2 protein-coding genes and 1 tRNA gene are annotated in these 1,742 nt (G+C 66.5%); 1 reads left to right on the top strand and 2 read right to left on the bottom strand.

The annotated features are described in order from the left end of the window. On the bottom strand, positions 1-352 hold a 352-nt coding region (locus AC1VAN_RS20855), incomplete at its 3' end, for a BLUF domain-containing protein (RefSeq protein WP_480986640.1). 58 nt (positions 353-410) lie between these two features. Continuing rightward, on the bottom strand, positions 411-1,394 hold the full coding sequence (locus AC1VAN_RS20850; RefSeq protein WP_051585028.1) for a TraB/GumN family protein: 984 nt from the start codon (positions 1,392-1,394) through the stop codon (positions 411-413). Positions 1,395-1,548: 154 nt separating this feature from the next. On the opposite strand from AC1VAN_RS20850, the gene AC1VAN_RS20845 reads away from it, so the two are divergent. Beyond that, positions 1,549-1,635 (top strand) — tRNA-Leu (locus tag AC1VAN_RS20845). The last annotated feature ends 107 nt before the right edge of the window (positions 1,636-1,742 follow it).

Below are 1,742 nucleotides of genomic sequence, written 5' to 3'. Positions count from 1 at the left end.
GACTGAAACCATGCCACGGGGCCGCCACGATGCTGCCCAGCGTCGCCGCATCCACGTGCCGGTTGGCCATCGTCCAGCGCGGGAACCAGCGGCTCGGGATCGGGCCTGCGGCAAGCTGGATGATGCTGCCGTGGCGACGCGCGTTGCCGATCCGCGCGTGCACCGAAGCCAGCCCATCCCGTGGGCCTTCGATGTACTGCAGGAAACGGCTGCCATCGAACATCAACGCCCCGGTCACCCCGGCCATGCGGTTGAACGCGGTCGCATCGGCCAGCAATGCATCGAGCTCGGGCACGTCCAGTCCCTCCCTGGCCGTGCTGACATAAGCGTACGCATGCAACGGCATGTCCATCACTCCCCTCCTGAGTGCAGAGGAATATGACAGGAAGCACGAGGACTTCAAGCGTTGGCTATTCCGGCGGCGACTCGACCTGATAACCGCGTTGCACCAGCGCATCCAGATAGCCCTCGCCCAGCAGCAGGCTGACCGGCACCGTCGCGAAGGTGCCTGGATGACGGCTCAGCGCCGCATCCACGCCCTGCAGCCAGCGCGTGCGTACCTGCTGCGGCATATCGCTCCAGCCGCGCCGGCGCACGAAGGCCGAATCCTGCAGCAGTTCGCGGCAGGTCTGGGCCATCGCCGAACCCGACAGCCGGCGCAGTGCCGCGACATCCCCCAGCGCCCAGGCGTTGGCGCGCTCGCGCAGCACCGGTGCCTGGAATTCCACCGTGTCGAGCGTGCGTTCGAAACACGCGCGGTCATCGACTTCGGTGGCCTGCAGCTCCTTCAACGTGCCACGGATGTCGTCGACCTTCAGCTTGACCTGCACGTCTTCCGGCTTCAGATCGTGCGCCTTGTACGCGCGCCCGAGTGCTTCCTTGACCTGCTTGCCATCACGCAGGCCGTTGCGCTTGAGGAAGGCCTGGTACAAGCGGCCGGAGGCCACCAGCGGACGGTCCTTTTCCACGCCACGGTCATTGCCTAGGTAGGTCTGTTTCAGGCCGAGCCAGCGCGCGTGCGTTGCCGGCGGCAGGATCTGGTCAAGCGTGCGCCCCTGCGGATCGCGCGCGGTCTTCAACGCCAGTGGCAGCAGGGTCAGACCCTTGAACACACCGATCTTCGCATCGAGGGCGAAACCCGGATCGCCCAGCACATGGTCGACGCTGGCAATGGTCCGCTCCACTTCGTCGGAGCGCCATTGCACACCGCTCGGCAACGGCGAGACCGTGCCCAGGATCCACAACACATGCCCCTGTGGAGCGGTGACCTTCCAGAGGCCGGGGCCGGGTTGTTCGCCGGTCACCTGCACCGTCGCCATGTCCACCACCGCCCCGGTGGGCGCAGGCCCCTGCTGCGCGGCGGCCGGGCCGATCGCCAGCATCAGCCCCAGCACGGCACTGCATCCGATCCATCGCCTGCCACGTGCACGCATATCGCCATTCCCGGGAACGTTGGCGGACTGTACCCAGCGCCGCGTCCGGTTGCGTAAAAGCCGTGTTAGCCGGCGGCAGCGGCGGCGATTCCGTTACAATCGGCGCGCGCTGCAGGCCCGGATGGCGAAACTGGTAGACGCATCGGACTTAAAATCCGCCGACCGCAAGGTCATGCCGGTTCGATTCCGGCTCCGGGCACCAACGGTTTCGGGCGATTTCTTGCAGCTCCCAGCGCTCCGCAATTTTCGACTTGCTCCGCAAAAGCGAGCTGGCCGTGCTCACACGCCCCGGCGCAGTTCCCTCAGACC

This window comes from Stenotrophomonas sp. 05L44_2 (genome assembly GCF_056665995.1).
This window is presented reverse-complemented; position numbering and strand designations above follow the sequence as displayed.